General features: G+C 70.6%; 17 protein-coding genes. 7 read left to right on the top strand and 10 right to left on the bottom strand.

Features of this window, described 5'->3' with window-relative positions:
• Window position 1: 1 nt before the first annotated feature.
• Complete coding sequence (locus A3CQ_RS0125035) at window positions 2–916, top strand: alpha/beta hydrolase family protein (protein WP_020513697.1); 915 nt, start codon at window positions 2–4, stop codon at window positions 914–916.
• A 19-nt stretch (window positions 917–935) separates the two neighbouring features.
• On the opposite strand, the gene A3CQ_RS0125040 is transcribed toward A3CQ_RS0125035, so the two are convergent.
• The 4 genes from A3CQ_RS0125040 to A3CQ_RS0125055 form a co-directional block, all read right to left on the bottom strand.
• Entirely contained in the window at window positions 936–1,316 is a 381-nt protein-coding gene (locus tag A3CQ_RS0125040; protein ID WP_026206157.1) for a VOC family protein, read from the bottom strand.
• A gap of 25 nt (window positions 1,317–1,341) precedes the next feature.
• Complete coding sequence (locus A3CQ_RS0125045; RefSeq protein WP_020513699.1) at window positions 1,342–2,292, bottom strand: zinc-binding dehydrogenase; 951 nt, start codon at window positions 2,290–2,292, stop codon at window positions 1,342–1,344.
• A 63-nt stretch (window positions 2,293–2,355) separates the two neighbouring features.
• A complete protein-coding gene (locus A3CQ_RS0125050) occupies window positions 2,356–3,636 on the bottom strand; it encodes an NAD(P)-dependent malic enzyme (RefSeq protein ID WP_051115344.1) in 1,281 nt (426 codons plus the stop codon).
• A gap of 121 nt (window positions 3,637–3,757) precedes the next feature.
• Complete coding sequence (locus A3CQ_RS0125055) at window positions 3,758–4,066, bottom strand: S26 family signal peptidase (RefSeq protein WP_026206158.1); 309 nt, start codon at window positions 4,064–4,066, stop codon at window positions 3,758–3,760.
• Between the two features lie 87 nt (window positions 4,067–4,153).
• Between A3CQ_RS0125055 and sodN the strand changes: the two genes are divergently transcribed.
• Genes sodN through A3CQ_RS0125070 form a run of 3 tightly spaced genes read left to right on the top strand, consistent with a single transcriptional unit; the run spans window position 4,154 to window position 5,495 of the window.
• Window positions 4,154–4,558: a superoxide dismutase, Ni gene (gene sodN / locus A3CQ_RS0125060; RefSeq protein WP_020513702.1), complete on the top strand. Its 405-nt coding sequence runs from the start codon at window positions 4,154–4,156 to the stop codon at window positions 4,556–4,558.
• Between the two features lie 56 nt (window positions 4,559–4,614).
• Entirely contained in the window at window positions 4,615–5,064 is a 450-nt protein-coding gene (locus A3CQ_RS0125065) for a GNAT family N-acetyltransferase (protein WP_084699211.1), read from the top strand.
• A 20-nt stretch (window positions 5,065–5,084) separates the two neighbouring features.
• The gene (locus A3CQ_RS0125070) at window positions 5,085–5,495 is read left to right on the top strand and encodes an ATP-binding protein (RefSeq protein WP_020513704.1); all 411 of its coding nucleotides are present in this window, start codon (window positions 5,085–5,087) and stop codon (window positions 5,493–5,495) included.
• Here the strand turns inward: A3CQ_RS0125070 and A3CQ_RS0125075 are convergent.
• Both A3CQ_RS0125075 and A3CQ_RS0125080 read right to left on the bottom strand, forming a co-directional pair.
• Window positions 5,473–6,195, bottom strand: coding sequence for a FadR/GntR family transcriptional regulator (locus A3CQ_RS0125075; RefSeq protein WP_026206160.1), 723 nt, complete (start codon window positions 6,193–6,195; stop codon window positions 5,473–5,475). The two genes, A3CQ_RS0125070 and A3CQ_RS0125075, sit on opposite strands and share 23 nt — an antisense overlap.
• Before the next feature lie 38 nt (window positions 6,196–6,233).
• Window positions 6,234–6,638, bottom strand: coding sequence for a hypothetical protein (locus tag A3CQ_RS0125080; protein WP_020513706.1), 405 nt, complete (start codon window positions 6,636–6,638; stop codon window positions 6,234–6,236).
• A 53-nt stretch (window positions 6,639–6,691) separates the two neighbouring features.
• Between A3CQ_RS0125080 and A3CQ_RS0125085 the strand changes: the two genes are divergently transcribed.
• Together A3CQ_RS0125085 and A3CQ_RS0125090 are read left to right on the top strand one after the other, a co-directional pair.
• Complete coding sequence (locus A3CQ_RS0125085; RefSeq protein WP_026206161.1) at window positions 6,692–7,642, top strand: diacylglycerol/lipid kinase family protein; 951 nt, start codon at window positions 6,692–6,694, stop codon at window positions 7,640–7,642.
• A 401-nt stretch (window positions 7,643–8,043) separates the two neighbouring features.
• On the top strand, window positions 8,044–8,298 hold the full coding sequence (locus A3CQ_RS0125090) for a WhiB family transcriptional regulator (protein WP_020513708.1): 255 nt from the start codon (window positions 8,044–8,046) through the stop codon (window positions 8,296–8,298).
• Between the two features lie 302 nt (window positions 8,299–8,600).
• Here the strand turns inward: A3CQ_RS0125090 and A3CQ_RS0125095 are convergent, their stop codons facing one another.
• The 3 genes from A3CQ_RS0125095 to A3CQ_RS0125105 form a co-directional block, all read right to left on the bottom strand.
• A complete protein-coding gene (locus A3CQ_RS0125095) occupies window positions 8,601–9,356 on the bottom strand; it encodes a sirohydrochlorin chelatase (protein WP_020513709.1) in 756 nt (251 codons plus the stop codon).
• Entirely contained in the window at window positions 9,338–10,102 is a 765-nt protein-coding gene (locus A3CQ_RS0125100; RefSeq protein ID WP_020513710.1) for a phosphoadenylyl-sulfate reductase, read from the bottom strand. Before A3CQ_RS0125100 ends, A3CQ_RS0125095 begins: the two co-directional genes overlap by 19 nt.
• A 151-nt stretch (window positions 10,103–10,253) precedes the next feature.
• Window positions 10,254–11,948, bottom strand: coding sequence for a nitrite/sulfite reductase (locus tag A3CQ_RS0125105; protein ID WP_020513711.1), 1,695 nt, complete (start codon window positions 11,946–11,948; stop codon window positions 10,254–10,256).
• A 373-nt stretch (window positions 11,949–12,321) separates the two neighbouring features.
• Here A3CQ_RS0125105 and A3CQ_RS0125110 point away from each other — a divergent pair, with 373 nt between their 5' ends.
• A complete protein-coding gene (locus tag A3CQ_RS0125110) occupies window positions 12,322–13,791 on the top strand; it encodes a glycosyltransferase family 39 protein (RefSeq protein ID WP_020513712.1) in 1,470 nt (489 codons plus the stop codon).
• Here A3CQ_RS0125110 and A3CQ_RS0125115 read toward each other — a convergent pair.
• Entirely contained in the window at window positions 13,788–15,344 is a 1,557-nt protein-coding gene (locus A3CQ_RS0125115; protein WP_020513713.1) for a sensor histidine kinase, read from the bottom strand. The two genes, A3CQ_RS0125110 and A3CQ_RS0125115, sit on opposite strands and share 4 nt — an antisense overlap.
• Window positions 15,345–15,350: the final 6 nt, after the last annotated feature.

The raw sequence follows: 15,350 nt of genomic DNA on the forward strand, positions 1-15,350 counted from the left end.
AATGGGTCGGGTGCTTCGGCGTACGGTCATCAAATCTCTTGTCGTCGCGGGCGGAACGGCCGCGCTCGGCGCTTGCACGACGGCGCCCGCGCCCCGCGCGCAACCCACGGCCCAGCCGGCGCCCAGCGAACCGGCCACGAGCAAACCGGCCACCAGGAAGCCGGCCACCGGCAAACCCGCTCCCGCCGGAACGGCGCCGGCCCGGAGCTTCGCGGTCCGCACCGAGAAGCTGAGCCTCGCCCGCGGCGCCGACCGGCCCCTGCCCACGACGATCTGGCGGCCCGACGCCGGTGGCACGTTCCCGCTGATCCTGTTCAGCCACGGCATCGAGGCCACTCCGGAGAACTACGCCGACCTGCTCACGCCCTGGGCTCGCGCCGGCTTCATCGTCGCCGCGCCGAAATACCCCCACACCGCGGCCGGCGTGGCCGAGTTCAACCCGATCGACCTCGTCAACCAGCCCGCGGACGCCGGCTACGTGATCACCCAGCTGGCGAAGCGGGGCGTCGGGCCGATCGCGGCGGCCGGGCACTCGGGCGGTGGCATCACCACGCTCGGTCTCTTCGCCGGCAATCGCGACGCACGCCTGAGGGCCGGGGTGATCCTGGCCGGCCGGCAGATCGTCCAGACGCCGCTCACCGGGGCGAGCACGCCGCTGCTGTTCGTGCACGGCAAGCGCGACCGGACGGTCGCCTATGCGGACGGGCACGCCGTCTACGACGACGTCACCTGGCCCAAGGCGTTCCTCACCGTCACCGACGGCGGGCACGTCTCGACCGGGCCCGAGCTGCGCGTCATCGCCGCGACCAGCACCGACTTCCTGCGGTGGAGCCTCTACGGCGACGCCGCCGCCAAGAAACGCCTGCCGCGGGACGCCACCCGGGGCGGCCTCGCGACTCTCGCGAACCGCCTCTAGGCCTTTCGGGAACGGGCCGTCAAAGCGGGTCGAGGCGCCGCCGGAGCAGGCAGAACTCGTTTCCCTCGGGGTCGGCGAGAACGTGCCAGGACTCCTCGCCGGTCTGGCCGATGTCGGCCGGGCGCGCCCCGAGCTTCAGGAGGCGCTCGAGTTCGGCGTCCTGATCGCGGTCGGTGGCGTTGACGTCGATGTGCAGCCGGGACTTTCCTGGCTCCGGCTCGTCCCGGCGGCTGAGAAAGATTGTCGGCTGCGGGCCGCCGAACCCCTCGCGCGGCCCGATCTCGAGGCTGCCGTCCTCCTCGCGATCGAGCACCACGAAATCCAGGACCTCGCACCAGAACCGCGCCAGCAGTTCGGGGTCGCGGCAACCGAGCACCAACTCACTGATACGACAAGCCATGGCCGAGACCGTACCGGGGCATCGGCTAGTGCAGGAAGTCGACCGCCACCTTGCCGAAGATGTCGCCCGAGGCGAGGTGGGCGAACGCGTCGGCGACCGCCGTGAAGCCGTAGGTCGAGTCGATGATCGGCCGCAGATCTTTCGCCACGCACAGGTCGAGCAGGGCGGCCAGCTCCCGCCGGCTGCCCATGGTGCTGCCGAGCAGCTCGAGCCGCATCGCGAAGAGCCGGCGCAGGTCGATGGTCGCCTGGTGCCCGCCGGTCGCGCCGCAGACCACGATCCGGGCGCCCGGGGCCGCGCACTTCATCGAGTGGTCGAAGGTCGGTGCGCCCACCGACTCGATGACGACGTCGACGCGCTCGGGCAGCCGGGCGCCGGGCGCCACCGCGGTGGCGCCGAGCGCGGCGATCCGCTCCCGCTTCGCCGGGTCGCGGCTGGTCGCGTACACCCTCTTGCCCATCGCGAGCGCGAGCGCGACGGCCGCCGTGGCCACCCCGCCGCCGGCGCCCTGCACCAGCACCGCCGAGCCCTCGTCGACCCGCCCGCGCGTGGTCAGCATGTGAAAGGCGGTGAGCCAGGCGGTCGGCAGGCAGGCCGCCTCCAGGAAGGACACGCCGGCCGGTTTCGGGATCAGGTTTTCCCGGGGCACGGCGACACGCTCGGCGAGCGTGCCCGGGTGACGCTCGGAGAGCAGCGAATAGCCGCGCGGGTCGCCCTTGTCCTCCACGACCGGATAGATCACGACCTCGTTGCCGTCGGGGTCCACCCCGGCCGCGTCGCAGCCGAGGATCATCGGCAGGCGGTCGGCCGGCAGGCCCACGCCGCGCAGCGACCAGATGTCGTGATGGTTGAGCGAGGCCGCCCGCACCTCGACGGTGACCCACCCGTCCGGCGTGGCCGGCTCGGGCGCCTCCCCCACGGTGAGCGCGGCGAGCGGCTGTTCCGGATCGGCGACGGTGGCGATGACGGCACGCATCTTCCGACCCTATAGAACGAAAGCCCGGCGGCCGAGGGCCGCCGGGCTTCGCGAGGCCGGGCCTCAGTTGATGTCGGACTCCGTGAGCAGCGACAGGGTGGACTTGCGGGCGGCCGGGGCCGTCCCGCCCACCGCGCGCCGGGCCACGCCGTCGCGCGCCGCCGCCTCGGCCACCGCGGCCGCCACCGCGGGAGCGACCCGCGGGTCGAGCGGCGACGGCACGATCGCCTCGGCGCGCAGGTCGTCCGAGACGACCTCGGCGATCGCCTCGGCCGCTGCCACCTTCATCGCGGCGGTGATCGTGGTGGCGCGGCAGTCGAGGGCGCCGCGGAAGATGCCGGGGAAGGCCAGCACGTTGTTGATCTGGTTGGGGAAGTCGCTGCGGCCGGTCGCCACGATCGCCGCGTACTTGTGGGCGATGTGCGGCGGGACCTCGGGCGTCGGGTTGGCCAGGGCGAAGATGATGCCGCCCGGGGCCATGCCGGCCAGCGCGGTCTCGGCGATCGCGCCACCGGAGACGCCGATGAGGACGTCCGCGCCGATCAGGGCCTCGGTGATGCCGCCCGTACGGCCCGACATGTTGGTCGTCGCCGCGAGCTGGGCCTTGATCGGGGTGAGGTCGCCGCGCTCGGCGTGGATGATCCCGCGCGAGTCGCAGGTGATCACGTTGGCGCCGTCGACACCGGCCGCGATCAGGGCCTGGGTGATGGCGACGCCGGCCGCTCCCGCCCCGCTGATCACCACGCGCAGGTCGGCGAACTGGCGGCCGAGCAGCTTGGCCGCGTTGCGCAGCGCCGCGAGCGTGACGACCGCGGTGCCGTGCTGGTCGTCGTGGAAGACGGGGATGTCCAGCTCGGCGTCGAGCCGGCGCTCGATCTCGAAGCAGCGCGGGGCGCTGATGTCCTCGAGGTTGATGCCGCCGAACGACGGCGCCATGGCCCTCACGGCGGCGATGATGCCCTCGACGTCCTGCGTGTCCAGGCAGATCGGGATCGAGTCGACCCCGCCGAACTGCTTGAACAGGATCGCCTTGCCCTCCATGACCGGCATCGCGGCCTTGGGCCCGATGTTGCCGAGGCCGAGCACCGCGGAGCCGTCGGTGACGACGGCGACCGTGTTGGCCGTCCACGTGTAGTCGGGGTAGAGGGAGGGGTCGTCGGCGATGGCCTCGCAGACCCGGGCGACGCCGGGCGTGTAGGCGAGCGACAGGTCGTCGCGGCTGGCCAGCGAAACGGTCGGACTGATCGACATCTTGCCCCGCTTGTGCAGGTCGAAGACGGGGTCGGCGGCTAGGGCGGGATCGAGCTCAAAACTGAAGAACGACACGGTGACTCCACACGGCATCGACGTTGACACGGTGCACCGGCGCGGTCCTCGGTCGCGAATGAGCGCCGAGCGGCGGTGCGATGCGGGGATCACCCGGGTAGCGAACCACGGCACGGGTACGCGCTGCGGTTGTTGGACCTTAACCTAGCCGACGAGGGCGGGGATAGTAGCGAATTAACACCCGGCCGATGACATCCGCCACCCCGTAGCGGCGGGAGTCGTCCTCGACCAGCGGGTTGTCGCCCTGGATCCACCAGCCGCCGTCCTGCTCGTGGACCGCCCGCTTGACCACCAGCAGGTCAGGCCGGGTGCGAAAGCGCGCCACCACGACATCGCCGGCCCGCACCCGCCCGCCACGGCGTACCAGCAGGGCGTCGCCACTCTTCAAAAAGGGCGCCATCGACGGCCCGTTCACCAGGACGGCGAACAGTGGTGATTGCCACCTCACGGCATCAGTCCTCCGTTGCGTTACGGCCGAGATGTAAGGGGTAGTGTCAACCGCGGATCATCGCAAACCCGTCATGGAGGAGTCCTGATGCGACTTCCGCGTTTCCTCACGCCAAGCACCGTGGTCAGCGCCCACTGCGACCTGCCCTGCGGTGTCTACGACCCGGCGCAGGCCCGGATCGAGGCCGAGTCGGTGAAGGCCATCCAGGAGAAGTACCAGGCGAACACCGACCCGGAGTTCCGCACCCGCGCCATCCTCATCAAGGAGCAGCGGGCTGAGCTCGTCAAGCACCACCTCTGGGTGCTGTGGACGGACTACTTCAAGGCTCCGCACTTCGAGAAGTACCCGAACCTGCACCAGCTGTTCAACGAGGCCACCAAGCTGGCCGGCGCCGCGGGCGCCAAGGGCTCGCTCGACCCGGCCGTCGGCGACCAGCTGCTCTCGAAGATCGAGGAGATCTCGAAGATCTTCTGGGAGACCAAGCAGGCGTGAGCTTCCGCGCCCGTGTGCGGCCGGTACGTCCCAGTGACGTGCCGGCCGTTGTCGCGATGGTCCACGAGCTGGCCGACTTCGAGCGAGCGGCCGAGCAGTGCCATCTGCGGAACGAACAGCTCAACCGCGTGCTCTTCGAGGAGCCCACGGTCTTCGGCCACGTCGCGGTCGACGATGACGACGAGCCGGTCGGCTTCGCGCTCTGGTTCCTCAACTTCTCGACCTGGACCGGCACGTCCGGCATCCACCTCGAGGACCTCTACGTACGCCCGGCGGCGCGCGGCACCGGAGCGGGCGGCGCGCTGCTGGCCGCGCTGGCCGAGATCTGCGTCCGCCGCGGATACCAGCGCCTCGAGTGGGTAATGCTGGACTGGAACCCGGCGGCCGAGTTCTACGCCGCGATCGGCGCCACGGTCACCGCCGACTGGTTGCCGTACCGCCTCTCCGGTGACGCCCTGCACCGGCTCGCCGAGCGGGCCTCCCCCGCCGCCCCGGTTAACAGCTAGGCTCTGCTGGCGTTGGGAGGATGGTCACGGTGACTTTGACGCACGATCCGGCCCTCGGCGACGACGTCGTTCTGCTGACGGTGCCCGCCGACGGTGGTTACCTGGGCGTGCTGCGCACCGCCACGGCCGGGCTCGCCGCCCGCCTCCACTTCGCACTCGACGAGATCGAGGACCTCCGCATCGCCGTCGACGAGGCGTGCGCGATGCTGCTGGCGATCGCGACCCGCGGCGCCGAGCTCGAGTGCCGCTTCGCCGTGACCGAGGACGCGCTGACCGTCGAGGTGAGCGTGACGACGGTGCGCGGCGCGAAACTCCCCGCCGAGTCGTCCTTCGCGTGGAAGGTGCTGACCGCGCTGACCACCTCGGCGTCGGCCGAGGCGAGTGGTCAGCGCGCGACGATCCGGCTGCTCACCCGCCGTACTGAGGGGTGACCTCGGGCTCGCGGGTGCTCGAGGAGATGTAGTCGATGTGCCGCCCGGCGGCCCGGCCGGCCGCTTCCACGTCGCGCAGCGCGAGGAGGTCGAGCATCTGGCGGTGGTCGGCGTCGATCTGCGTCCAGTAATCGGCCGGCAGGTCGACCGTGACGTCCTCGCCGTACGACGCGTGGTAGAGCGGACGCACCACCAGCTCGAACAGCGGGTTGCCGGTCGCCTTCGCCACGGCCATGTGGAACGCCGCGTGCGCCGCCAGCATGGTGTCGAAGTCGTCGACCTCGGGATCGAACAGCGTGCTGCGAATCTCGATGAGGTGCTCCTCGGTGCGCCGCATAGCGGCCAGCCCGGAGGCCGGCACCTCCAGCGCCCGGCGCAGCTCGAGCACGTCGGCAAGGCCCACGTCGGCCGAGTTGGTCAGCAGCGTGAAGCCGGCGGTCAGGCCGTCGGCCAGCTGCTCGGCATCGGGGTGGGAGACGAAGCTGCCGCCGGTCACGCCGCGCGTGGTGATGATGAGGTGCTGGCTGGCCAGCAGCCGCAACGCCTCCCGCACCGTGCTGCGGCTCACCCCCGTCTTCACGCACAGCTCGGGCTCGGGTGGGAGCCGTTCGCCCGGCTGCAGTCGTCCCGACGTAATGTCCGCGCGTAGCTCGTCCGCCAATACCTGATAGGCGGGCGGTCGCACCGTTGATCCGGTCACCTACACAGGGTAGGCCCTGCGTCGGCGCGTGAGGGCGATTAATCGACGCCGAGGGCTCGTGTGGTCGGCGGAAGTACGGTGAGCACCCCGACGATCACGCCGAAGGCCATCAAAACCACGCCGAGCCAGACCGGATGCACCTGGATCAGGAAGCCACCGGCCGCGATGACGAACAGCTGCACGACGATCGCCGGGCCGCGGGCGTGCAGCGAGCGGCGGCCGAGCGAGCGAGCGACGAAGAAGACGGCGACGGCGCCGGCGATGGTCAGCACGATCAGCGCCAGGGCCACCGGGATCTCGGGGACGTCGCTGGTCACGGTCAGGATGATCATCCAGATCGCGAGCGCGGCCAGGCCCACGCACTGCACATAGAGCAGCCGCACCGCCCACAACAGCGTCGCGGGATTGTCAACGACTGACTTCTCACCCTTCTCACCGCTCACGCGAGCACCTTACCGACAGCCCCACCGGCCCTTCTCCGGGTACAGTGCCGCCCATGCGAGCGTTACTGGTGGTTAACCCCAAAGCCACCACCACAAGCGAGCGCAGCCGAGACGTGCTGGTCCGGGCCCTGCGCAGCGCGGTCAGCCTGACCGTGGAGTACACGACACGCCGTGGGCACGCGGCGACGCTGGCCCGTGCGGCGGCGGAGAGCGGCGTCGATGTCGTGGTGACGCTCGGCGGCGACGGCACGGTCAACGAGGCGGTCAACGGACTGATGGCCGCGCACGCCGCGCTCGACGGCATCACCGGCCCGCGGGCGAACGCCTTGCCCGCCCTCGCCGTGGTGCCCGGCGGCTCTACAAACGTCTTCGCCCGCGCGCTCGGCCTGCCCCGCGACTGGGTGGACGGCACCAGCATGATCCTCGAGGCGCTGCGCGACGGCCGGCACCGGGTGATCGGGCTCGGCCGCGCCGACGACCGCTACTTCACCTTCGCCGCCGGCGTCGGCCTGGACGCGGCGGTGGTGCGCCGGGTCGAGCAAGCCCGGCTGCGCGGCCGCAAGTCGACGCCGTCGCTCTACTTCCGCTCGATCGTCGGGCAGTTCATGGTCGGTGACGACCGGAGGACCCCGCCGATCTCCATCGAGCGCCCCGGCGAGCCGGCCGAGAACGATCTCGGCACGGTCATCGTGCAGAACACCGCGCCGTGGACCTATCTGGGCGACCGGCCGATCAACCCGAGCCCCAGCGCGTCCTTCGACCGCGGCCTCGACGTGCTCGCTTTGCGGCGTTTGGCCGTGACCTCCACCACACGTACACTCGCGCAGCTCGCCACCCGCAAGGGCGATCCGCACGGCAAGCAGGTGCTGCAGCTGCACGATCAGGACGAGTTCACCATCATGGCGAGCCGTCCGCAGGCCTTCCAGCTCGACGGCGATTACTTAGGGGAACGACAGAAGGTGCACTTCGTGTCCGTCCCTGAAGCCTTACGCGTGATCTGCTGACGCTCGGGTAAGTCAATCACGATCCGTAGCAGAAAGTCGGGCAAAAGGTCGGCAAGGCGGCCCGGACCGTACTACATTGATGGGTGCGTTGGTCATCCGGCTCTGGCAGTACCCGCAGAACCGGACAAAGGGGTCGTGAGCCAGCTCACCCGCGGGGAGAAAATTCCGCGGCTACCCTTGACATCGCACGAGTTCGTGAAAGCATTCACAAGCGATAAGAAGTAACCGGTTGCTGGTTGCGCGCGTTCCTAATCCAGGAGCGCCGAACGGCTCCGGGAACCCCAAAAGCTTGCTGACGCCACGGCGATCAGGCGGGTCTACGCCCGACGGTCACCACCGCGCACGCATAGGTAAACCAGTACGAATTCATTACCCCATCCGAAACAAGGAGTGTTGCCGCCATGGACTGGCGTCACGATGCGATCTGCCGCGACGAGGACCCGGAGCTGTTCTTCCCGATCGGGACGTCCGGCCCCGCGCTCCTGCAGGTCGAGCAGGCCAAGGCCGTGTGCCGGCGGTGCCCCGTGACCTCCGAATGCCTCTCGTGGGCACTCGAGTCTGGTCAGGACGCCGGCGTCTGGGGCGGGATGAGCGAGGACGAGCGGCGCGCCGTCAAGCGTCGCGGCGGTCTGCGGGTCGGTGCTCCCACCGCCTGACACAATCCCCCCGAAGCATTTGCGCCCCGGACCGATCGGTACCGGGGCGTCTTGCTGTTCTGACTCGATTACGGAGCGCGCACATTCCTGAGAGCTTCCCGACAGTCTTCCGGAGAGCGCGAATTCGATCACGTTCGGTTTCATCGAGTTACACGAAATGATCTCGAAATTGCGCGCCGCCCCATACCAATGGTTCCGGCCATCTCACCCTCCGTTGTAGACACGGCGCATTGATCGGCTGGTGACTCTGCGCTACTGGCGGAGCCGCCGGCGGAACCACTGGGGCAGCGGCCGGCGAGCGATCAGGCGGCGGCGCGAAGACGGCCGGTGGCCTCGTCGACCCGCGCGGCCACCAGACGAACCAGTTCCGGGGCGTCGGTCAGCGGTTCGGCCACGGCGACCGCGCCCGCCTCCCGGGCCGAGCGCGCCGCCAGGTCGTACAGGTAGCCCGGCGCCAGGAAATAGGCGGCAACCCCGACCCGCCGGGCGCCGGAAGCCCTCAGGAGATCGACGGCGGCGCCGGGGAGCGGCGGGGCAGCCGAGGCATAGGCGACGGTGCACGGAAGGCTCAGGCGGGCGCTCAGCGCGTCGGCGGCCCACTCGACCGTGGCCCGGGCGGCCGCGTTCCGGGTGCCGGCCGCCGCGAGCACCACCGCGTCGAGCCGCTCGGCGGGCAGCCGCCGTACCAGTCCGTCGATGAGCAGCGACGGGAACCGCGGCGCCGGGAAGGACGCCGCCGGGCCGAGAACGTCAGCGAGCGTCACCGAGACCGGCAGGTCGGCGGCGTCGGCGAGCAGCGCCGGGATGTCGACGCGACCGTGGTAGGCCTTGGTCAGCAGCAACGGCACCACGACCGTACTGCGGCCGGGCAGAGCCGCCAGCACGTCCAGCGGCCGCGGGCCGGCGTGGTCCAGGTACGTCGCGTGCACGTCCCAGGCCGGGCGGGCTCGGCGGACCGCCTGCGCGAGCGCCGAGGTCGCCGCCGCGGCCCGAGGGTCCCGGCTGCCGTGAGCGACCAGGACCACCGCGAGCCGGTCGGTCAGACGTGCAGGCCGCATTCGGTCTTCTCGAACATCGCCCAGCGGCCCGCGCGCGGGTCCTCGCCGGCCTTGGTGCGCCGGGTGCACGGCCAGCAGCCGATCGAGCCGTACCCCTTCTTGAACAGCTCGTTGACCGGCACGTTCCACCGGCTGATGTAGCGGTCGACCTCGGCCTGTGTCCACGCCGCGATCGGGTTGACCTTGACCTTGCCCTTCTTGGCGTCGAAGGCCACGACCGGCGTGTTGGCCCGGGTCGGCGACTCGTCGCGGCGCAGCCCGGTGGCCCAGGCGTCGTACTCGACCAGGGCGCGCTCGAGCGGCTCGACCTTGCGCATGAAGCAGCACTCGTCGGGGTTGCGGGCGAACAGCCGCGGTCCGAACTCGCCGTCCTGCTGGCCCACGGTCATCCGGGGCCGGATCGAGCGGACGTTGACGTCCATCGTGGCGGCCACGGTGTCGCGCACCTTGAGCGTCTCGGGGAAGTGCAGGCCCGTGTCGAGGAAGACCACGTCGACGCCCGGGGAGACCCGGGAGAACAGGTGGGCCACGACGGCGTCGGCCATCGAGCTCGTCACGCAGAAGCGCGCGCCGAAGGTGTCGGTCGCCCACTTGGCGATCTCCTCGGCGGGTGCACCCTCAAGCGCGACGGCGGCTTCGCGGGCGAGGGCCTCGAGCTCGGCCGGGGTACGGCGATCGGCCTCGACCGGGGCCGGCGCCGCGCCGAGCGACACGAGGTTGAGAGAGGTGGCGGCCAGGATGGTCATCGGTTAGCTCCCTTGGACAGCAACCCGTTGAACTTGACCGTGAAAACTCGAGCGCAGGAGTGGCACTCCCACGCGCCGTGCGAGGCCTCGTTGGGGTAGAGGTCCTCTTCCCCGCAGTAGGGGCAGTACAGCGGCGTCGACCGGGCGTCGCTCATTTGATGAGCTCCTCGTCGGCGCGGACGACCCAGTTGGCGAACGACTCCTCCGCCGACGACCGATCGGCGAGGTAGTTGGTGGCGAGGCGCTCCACGTACCCGGGAAGCTCGTCGGCTGTGGTCTTGAGACCACGCAGCTTGCGCCCGAAGCCCGCGGTCTCCCCCTTGGCCATGCCGAGGCCGCCGCCGAGGTGCACCTGGAAGCCCTCGACCTGCCGGCCGTTGGCGTCCATGACGAGCTGGCCCTTGAGGCCGATGTCGGCGACCTGGGTGCGGGCGCAGGCGTTGGGGCAGCCGTTGATGTGGACCGAGATGTCCACGTCGAAGTCGCTCAGCCGCTGCTCCAGCCGCGACACCAGCCCCTCGCCGAGCGCCTTGGTCTCGACGATCGCGAGCTTGCAGTACTCGATGCCGGTGCAGGCCATCGTGCCGCGCCGCCAGGCCGAGGGCCGAGCCTCGAGGCCGATGCCGCGCAGTCCGGCGACCAGCGACTCCACCTGGTCGTCGGCAACATCAAGGACCAGGAGCTTCTGGTACGGCGTGAGCCGCACCCGCTCCGACCCGTGCCGCTCGACCACGTCCGCCAGCTGGGCCAGCTGCGTGCCCGACGACCGCCCCACGACCGGGGTCGCACCGACGTAGTTGAGCCCGTCGCGCTGCTTGTGCACGCCGATGTGGTCGATCGGCTTCTCGGGCAGGTCGGGCGACGGGCCGTCGATCAGCGCGCGGCCGAGGTATTCCTTCTCGAGGACCTCGCGGAACTTCGCGGTGCCCCAGTCGGCGAGCAGGAACTTCAGTCGGGCCCGGTGACGCAGCCGGCGGTAGCCGTAGTCGCGGAAGATGCCGACGACGCCCTCCCAGACGTCCGGGATCTCGGCCAGCGGGACCCAGGTGCCGAGCCGCTCGGCCAGGCGCGGGTTGGTGGAGAGGCCGCCGCCGACCCAGAGGTCGAAGCCGGGGCCGTACTCGGGGTGCACCACGCCGACGAACGAGACGTCGTTGGCCTGGTACGGGGTGTCGACCAGCCAGCCGATCGTCGTCTTGAACTTGCGGGGAAGGTTCGAGTACCGCGGGTCGCCGATGTAGCGCTTCAGGATCTCGTCGATCGCCGGCGTCGCGTCGAGCACCTCGTCGGTCGAGATGCCGGCGACCGGGCTGCCCAGCACCACGCGCGGGCAGTCGCCGCAGGCCTCGGTGGTCTGCAGGCCGACCGCCTCGAGCCGGCGCCAGATCTCCGGCACGTCCTCGATGCGGATCCAGTGCAGCTGGATGTTCTGCCGGTCGGTGATGTCGGCCGAGTCGCGGCCGAACTCCCGCGAGATGTCCGCGATCGTGCGAAGCTGAGCCAGGCTGAGGGCCCCGCCGTCGATCCGGACGCGAAGCATGAAGTACTCGTCCTCGAGCTCCTCGGGCTCGAGCACGGCCGTGCGGCCGCCGTCGATCCCGGCCTTGCGCTGGGTGTAGAGCCCCCACCAGCGGAACCGGCCGCGCAGGTCGGCCGGGTCGATCGAGGCGAACCCGCGGTGCGCGTAGATGTTCTCGATGCGATCGCGGACGTGGAGCGGGTTGTCGTCCTTCTTCGTGCGCTCATTGGGATTGAGCGGCTCGCGGTGTCCGAGCGCCCACTGGCCCTCGCCGCGCGCCTTGCGGGGGCGGGCGGTCGGCGTAGGTTGGGTGCTGCTGGGCGCCATCTCGGCGGTCCTCCAGGTTTCGTGGGCGCAGATTTTGCATGCACTGCGACGCTCACGGCACCTGTGAGGCTCGTGACATCTGTGTCAGGAGAGTGCCGGCCGCGTCTCGCGCCCGAACTCAAATCGGGCGGCGTCAGTAAGCCGGACACATCGCGCTGCGGACACGGCCGTAGTCGACGTGGCGACGAGCCACGAAGCGGCGGTCAACTGCAGCGGTCATGCCGGTAAGCCTCTCACGGCCCGCCATTCTCGGCCAGTGCGGTCCAGATTCCGGGAGTGTGCGTAGCAGCACACGCGCAACGTCGTGTTAACACGATCGAGTGCATCCTGGTCCCATCGGCCTCGATGGCACCTGCCACCCTGTACCCCCGTGATGACCGTGAAGCTCTCTCGCAGACTCGCCCCCGGCTGGGTGCGCATCCAGATCTGCTGGATCGTGCCGGCCGTGGTCACCTGGCTGACGGTGAGCTATCAGGCGGCACAGGCGCCGCCCTGGCGCGACGAGTTCGCCAGCTGGAGCGCGGCGACCCGCACGGTGCCGGAGATCTTCGCCCTCGGCCGGCACATCGACGGCGTCACGGTTCCGTACTACCTGTTCCTGCACTACTGGATCGACTGGCGGGGTGACTCGGTCGAGGCCATGCGGATCCCGTCGATGGCGGCGGTGACCGCCACGGCCGCCGTGGTCGCGCTGCTCGCCCGCCGATTCTGGGGCAACAAGGCCGGGCTGCTCGCCGGGCTCGTCTTCGCGGTGCTGCCGGTGGTCTCCCGCTACGGACAGGAGATCCGTGGGTACGCGTTCGCGACCCTCTTCGCCACCCTCGCCACGCTCGCGCTCGCCTCGGCGCTGGAGAAGTCGCAGTGGTGGCGCTGGGTGCTCTACAGCGTGTGCGTGGCGCTGATGGGCCTGTCGCACCTGCTCAGCCTGCTGATCCTCGGCGGACACCTGGTGATGGTGATCGTGCTGGGCTGGTGGTTCGGCCGGTGGCGGATGCTGTGGTGGGTGCTCGCCGCGAGCGCCGGGGTGGTCGCCGTGGTGCCGCTGACCCACAGCGGATTCGGCCAGCAGGGCGAGCAGCTCCAATGGCTCGACCCGGCCAAGCCGCAGGCGCTTGCGGAGATCTTCGGCGTGATCTTCGCGACCCCGCTGATCGGCGGGATCGTGGTCGGGCTGGCGGTGGCCGCGCTGTGGCGGGAGCGGGCCGCGGCGGCGGTGCTGCTCTGGGTGTCGGTTCTGGTTCCCGTGGGGCTGCTCTACGCGTACGACCAATTGGTGGCGCCCATTTTCTTGGGCCGCTACCTGCTGTTCTGCATACCCCTGCTGTGTGCCCTCGCCGGTGCGACGCTCACCGTGCTTCGCTTGCCCGTGGCTCTCGTGGCGGTGGTGGCGCTCGGCGCCATCGGCCTTCCCACGCAGGACGACATCCGGGTGCAGCACTCGCCCGTCAACTACCGGACGGCCGCGGCCGTGATCAGCACCAACCAGCGGCCCGGAGACGGGATCATCTACGAGCCGCGGGAGGAAGGCTGGCAGTTCGTCGACATCGGGCTGAAGTTCTACCTGCGCGACCACGCGCCTCGCGACCTACTGCTCCAATCCGACGAGGTGCAGAACGCGTCGCTCTGGGCGACCGAGTGCGACGACCAGGTGAAATGCATCGGTGACACCCGTCGGATCTGGGTGGTCGCCGGCGACAACAGCAACCCGCCCTATCGGGCGAGCGCGACCAACCAGCTGGGGTACGGGGCGAACGCCGTGCTCACCCGCTATTACGTCCCGCTGGTCACCTGGCGGGTCGGCGGCATCACGATCGCGCTCTTCGTCCGCCCGCCCACGGTCTAGCGTTCCCCGCGCTTGCCGAGCGGCACCACCAGGACCGCCTCGGTGCCGCCGCCGGCCCGGTTGCGCAGCTCGATGGTCCCGCGCAGCTCGCCCGTGGCCAGCGCCCGCACGATCTGCAGGCCGAGCCGCCCGCTGGAGTCGGCCTTGAACTCGGGCGGCAGGCCCTGGCCGTTGTCGGCGACCGTGACGTGCAGCTGCTTGCGGAAGCGGTGCGCCGACACGACGACCTCGCCGGCCTCTTTCTGAGAGTCGGCCTGCTCGATGTCGTCCTCCGGCTCCGGGAAGCCGTGCTCGACCGCATTGATCAGCAGCTCGTTGAGCACCATCACCAGCGAGGTGGCGATCTCGGCCGGCAGCACCCCGAACGTGCCCTCGCGCCGCATCTTGACCGCGATGCTGGTCGCCGCGACCTCGGTGGCGGCGCTGGCCACCCGGTCGACGATGCCGTCGAACTCGACCGCCTCGTCGCTCGACATCGACAGCGTCTCGTGCACGAGCGCGATCGAGGCGACCCGGCGCACCGATTCCTGCAGCGCCATCCGGGCCTCGGGCGCGTCCACCCGGCGGGCCTGCAGGCGCAGCAGCGCGGCCACGGTCTGCAGGTTGTTCTTCACCCGGTGGTGGATCTCCCGGATCGTGGCGTCCTTGGTCATCAGGGCGCGGTCCCGGCGGCGCACCTCGGTGACGTCGCGGACCAGCACCAGCGCGCCGATCGGCACTCCGGCCGGCAGCAGCGGCAGCGCCCGGGTCAGCACGGTCGCGCCGCGGGCCTCGACCTCCTGCCGGGGCGGGAACTCGCCGCGCAGCGCGGCCAGGATCTTCTCCGCGGTGTCGTTGCCCTCCAGCGGGTCGGCGGCGAGCCGGCTGGTCAGCATCGACAGCTCCTCGCCGACCAGGTGCGCGTTGAAACCCAGGCGCCGGTACGCGGACTGCGCGTTCGGGCTCGCGTAGGTCACCTTGCCGCTGGCGTCGAGCCGGATGAGGCCGTCGCCGACGCGGGGCGCCGAGGTCGTCTCGCCCGGGTGCCGGGGCGGCGGGAAGGTGCCGTCGGCGACCATCTGTGCCAGGTCGTCGGCCGTGGTCAGGTAGTTGAGCTCGAGCTGGCTCGGGGTGCGCGCGGTGGACAGGTTGGTGTCCCGGCCGATCACCGCGATGACCTCGCTCCAGCCCTCCTCCCGGTCGGTCTGGTCGCGCAGCCGCACCGGGATGGCCTCGTGCCGGGCGGGGGTGTCGCCGTACCAGACCGGGTCGCCCTCGCGCCAGATGCGTTCCTGCGTGAAGGCGATGTCGAGATGCGCCACCTCGGGCCCGCCGACGATCTTGCCGACCTGGTCGTCCTGGTACGCGGTCGGCGCCGTGGTCGGCCGCACCTGCGCCACGCAGAGGAAGTCGCGCGGCCGGCCCGGCTCGGCCTTGACCGGCACCCACATCAGCAGATCGGCGAAGGAGAGGTCGGACAGCAGCTGCCAGTCGCCGGCCAGCCGGTGCAGGTGGTCGATGTCGGCGGGGCCGAGGCCGGTGTGCTCCTCGGCCAGATCACGGAGGGTGGACACGCTTCT

This window comes from Paractinoplanes globisporus DSM 43857 (assembly GCF_000379645.1).
Classification (GTDB): domain Bacteria; phylum Actinomycetota; class Actinomycetes; order Mycobacteriales; family Micromonosporaceae; genus Actinoplanes; species Actinoplanes globisporus.